Here is a 4,018-nt window from a genome sequence, read left to right on the forward strand (position 1 = left end):
TTTGTAGATGACTGGATATTAACTACTTTGCATAACATAGGTTGCATAGCATGCCCAAGGATTCGTTGATTTGCAAACTTGGTCGTTTCAATCTAACTTTATCTCGTGGGATGTTGACGTTGTTTCATTCGATGGGCACGCTATACACCCTCCACCGTTAGGCAATATGTTGGATTCATTCACAAACTATTTCTTATATGGAAAAGAATTACAAAGAAATTTTAAATGAATTAGAAGATTCAATTAAAGACATTGAAGTTAAAGGTATTTCCATTAAGCCACTTAATGATTCACTTGATGAATTAAAAAAACATTCAGAAAATATTGAAAGAATAGAAAATAACATTGATGCTATTCGAGAAGAAGTAATTGATAGGATTAAACAAGAATTAGATGAGAATAAAAAAGCTGGAATGTTTTCAATTTTCGGATTTTGGGTTGGTGCAATAGCATTAGTTTTAACAACAATTCAAATTTATAGAGAAATTACTAAACCCCCTTTCGATGAAAAAATCATTGAAAATCCTAGTGTTAATGATTATTCAAATAATACCTATAAAATGAATTCTAAATTCTTAAATATAATTTCAAGAAATGATTCCGTATATTTTCAAATAGAATCTAGGATTGAACAAGTTGAGAATAGTATTAATTCATTAAAATTTCATTTAATTGGGTTTGATGATAATTATAAACCTGATAGCACCGAATTTTTAATTAGTTTGTATGAAAATACTCCTGTTTTAAACTCCAATAAAAATAAAATATCAATAAAACCAATTCGTATCCATGAAGAAATAATAAATAACAAAATATTGCCATTTATCATATTATCTTTTTATTTAAATGGTAAACAACTAGGACCTGAAGGCATGAAAGAATGTCTAAAAATCAAGAATAATTCAAAAGCAAGTAAATACGACCCAATTTATGTTGGTTATTCTCTTTCTGAGGGTGATATAATAATATTTTTTAATAAATATGAATTTATAATTGAACGTATTTATAGAAAAGAATCTAATGTTTTAAAAATTGCAGATAATAATGATGCTGTATTACTAAAAAAAATAAAATAACACATTGCCTAACAAGGGTTTAATAAAATTCAGGCTATCAGCGGATTAGGAAACTTTTTTGTTTCAATCCAACTTCATACTTTTGGATGAGGACGTTTTTTCAAAAACCAGCACTTTGTACACCCCTCACCGTTGGCAAACATTTTAAGAAACGACAACAAACAATAAATTAATGGATAGAAACAAACAATTAGAGTACTGTAAAAAATGTACTAAACAGAAATTTGACCCGAAGCAAGGTATTATTTGTGGTTTGACAAATCAAAAGTCAGATTTTGAAAATGAATGCGAGTTTTTTGAAATCGACAAAGCAATAATTGTAGCTGAAACTGAAAAAAATAAAACTGAAAAGAAAAGTAATGTATCATTTGGATTCTCACCTAAACAAATTGATAATTTCCCTATTTCAGATTTAAATAAAAAGCAATTATCTGTAATAGCATTTGAAACAGCTAAGAAATTAAACTGGAATATTGGATTTATAAGCGAATCTGGATTTATCGCTTATACAAAATTCTCAATGAGTTCTTGGAGTGAAGAAATACAAGTAAAAATTGAAGTTGGGAATATTAATGTAAAGAGTGAATGTACAGGAAATCAATTTATTGATTGGGGTAAGAATAGAAAAAATATAGATTCTTTTTTTGAAACTTTTAAAAAGACAAAAGAAGAAATTGATAAATCAAGTCTTGAAGAGCGATATTCCGAGTTGTCGAAGGAATTTGTTAGTGCTGATGACGATATCATTAATCCACCTTTAAATAAAAAAGAAAAAGTTTCAGGATTTTTTTCTCTTTTATATCCTACAGACGGCTATTTCATTACTCCGATAATTGTAATACTAAACATTTTACTTTTTGCTGTGATGGCAATAGCTGGGGTGCATTTGATTTTGCCCTCAAATGAAAGCTTGCTTCTATGGGGAGCAAATTTTAGACCAGCAACTATAGACGGTGAATTGTGGAGATTATTTACTAGTACATTTATTCATATTGGAATATTTCATTTATTAATGAATATGTATGCACTTGTCTACATCGGTTTACTGCTTGAGCCATACTTAGGAAAATCAAGATTTTTAAGTGCATATTTAATTGCAGGAATATCAGGTAGTGTTGCGAGTATATTTTGGAATGAATTAACAATTAGTGCAGGTGCATCAGGAGCCATATTTGGAATGTACGGAGTATTTATAGCTTTACTAACGACCAAGTTAATTGAAAAATCCGCTAGAAAATCTCTTTTAATTAGCATTGGAGTTTTTGTTTTCTACAATTTAATAAATGGCTTAAAAGGAGGCATTGATAATGCAGCTCACATAGGAGGATTAATTAGTGGCTTAATAATAGGTTACTCATCCTATCCAAGTTTAATTAAGCCGAATAAAATACTCAAACCAATAACTATCGGAATTTTAGTTTTAGTTTTCTCAATTGGTTCTTTTGCAATTGTAAAAAACACAACAAGTGACATTGGAAAATATGATGCTGATATGCAAATATTTGTGAGACTCGAAGAAAAGGCACTTGGACTTTATAGAATGCCAAGGTTTTCTTCAGACGCAGAACTTCTTAATGAATTACAAAATAATGGCATTAAGAATTGGGAAGAATGTCTAAAAGTGTTAGAAAAGATTGAATCATATGAATTACCTTCTATTATTTGTATAAGAAATGAACGACTAAGAGAATACTGTGAGTTAAGAATAAAAAGTTACAGAACCATTCAAAAAGCAATAACCGAAAATACAGACAAGTATGATAGTGAAATATCTAACTACAATATGGAAATTGAGAAAATAATTGAAGAATTAACAAATCCGAAATAAAAAAACGTTTGCCAACAAGGGTTTAATAAAATGCAGGCTATCAGCGGATTAGGATACTTTATCGTTTCAATCCAGCGTCCTCATCGTGGGACGATGACGATGTTCCAACCGCCTGCACTTTATCAACCCCCAGCCGTTGTGCAAAATTGAAGATGAATCACCAGAATTCAATAACTAAACTAAATCATTATGAAAAGATTTTTAATGACAATTATTCTTGGGATAATTATATATTCCGCATTTGGTCAAACTGAATTAAAAAGAATAAAGATAAAAGATAAAGAAAAATCTGTTGTAGAAACATATTATGTGTTAAAAAATGACAGGAATATCAAAAATGGTGAATATTCAAGATTTGTAAATAATAAAAAAGTAACAACCGGACAATATGCCAATAATAAAAAAACAGGTATCTGGACTTATTACGACACTGATAATTCTGTTGATTTAAAATATGATTACGATAAAGATTCTGTTATATTTGTTAACATACAGAATGATACGTCTGAACTAGATAGGCCTACAATTTATTTAGGTAGTTTATATGAAGCTAGATATACCATAATGACCAACTTACGATATCCAGAAGTAGCAGTAGTAAATGGGAAATCAGGTCGAATTCTGATTGATATTTTTATAAATAAAGAAGGAGATGTTTATGATTATAAAGTTCAAAAAAGCGTATATCCCGCTTTAGATAATGAAGCATTAAGAGTAGTTAAATTAATTCCACAAAAATGGTTACCTTCTATTAAAAGTGGAGAACCAATTGAATCCAAGTATACATTTCCCGTTATTTTTGTATTACAATAAGATAAAATTATGTTTAACTAAAAACAAAATGGACAAATGAAGACCAAAATTTCTAGAGCTTTAATTTTATTATTTCCATTATTTATTGCTAGCTGTGCAGCAACTTACAAGCCAATTAATCCTCCATCAGTTTACTATGATTCTCATGAATTAAAAGACGGAGTGAAACTTTCATACAAATATGATGTTCTAAGAGAAAAGGAAATAAAAAGTATACTAAAAAAGAGGATAGTAAAAATATAAGAGTTATAGCCGTAAAAATTACCAACCATACAGATTCAATAATAAATGTTGGTGACCT

At 29.1% G+C, this 4,018-nt stretch carries 4 protein-coding genes; all 4 read left to right on the top strand.

Going from position 1 to position 4,018, the window contains the following annotated elements; all coding sequences use genetic code 11:
- Positions 1-197 precede the first annotated feature (197 nt).
- The 4 genes from HPY60_11680 (at position 198) to HPY60_11695 (ending at position 3,960) form a co-directional block, all read left to right on the top strand.
- A complete protein-coding gene (locus tag HPY60_11680) occupies positions 198-1,076 on the top strand; it encodes a hypothetical protein (GenBank protein NPV51835.1) in 879 nt (292 codons plus the stop codon).
- A gap of 172 nt (positions 1,077-1,248) precedes the next feature.
- On the top strand, positions 1,249-2,904 hold the full coding sequence (locus tag HPY60_11685) for a rhomboid family intramembrane serine protease (protein NPV51836.1): 1,656 nt from the start codon (positions 1,249-1,251) through the stop codon (positions 2,902-2,904).
- A gap of 204 nt (positions 2,905-3,108) precedes the next feature.
- Entirely contained in the window at positions 3,109-3,717 is a 609-nt protein-coding gene (locus HPY60_11690) for an energy transducer TonB (GenBank protein ID NPV51837.1), read from the top strand.
- Positions 3,718-3,753: 36 nt separating this feature from the next.
- Complete coding sequence (locus HPY60_11695) at positions 3,754-3,960, top strand: hypothetical protein (protein NPV51838.1); 207 nt, start codon at positions 3,754-3,756, stop codon at positions 3,958-3,960.
- Positions 3,961-4,018 lie beyond the last annotated feature (58 nt).

The sequence above is a fragment of the Methanofastidiosum sp. genome, from assembly GCA_013178285.1.
Classification (GTDB): Archaea; Methanobacteriota_B; Thermococci; order Methanofastidiosales; family Methanofastidiosaceae; genus Methanofastidiosum.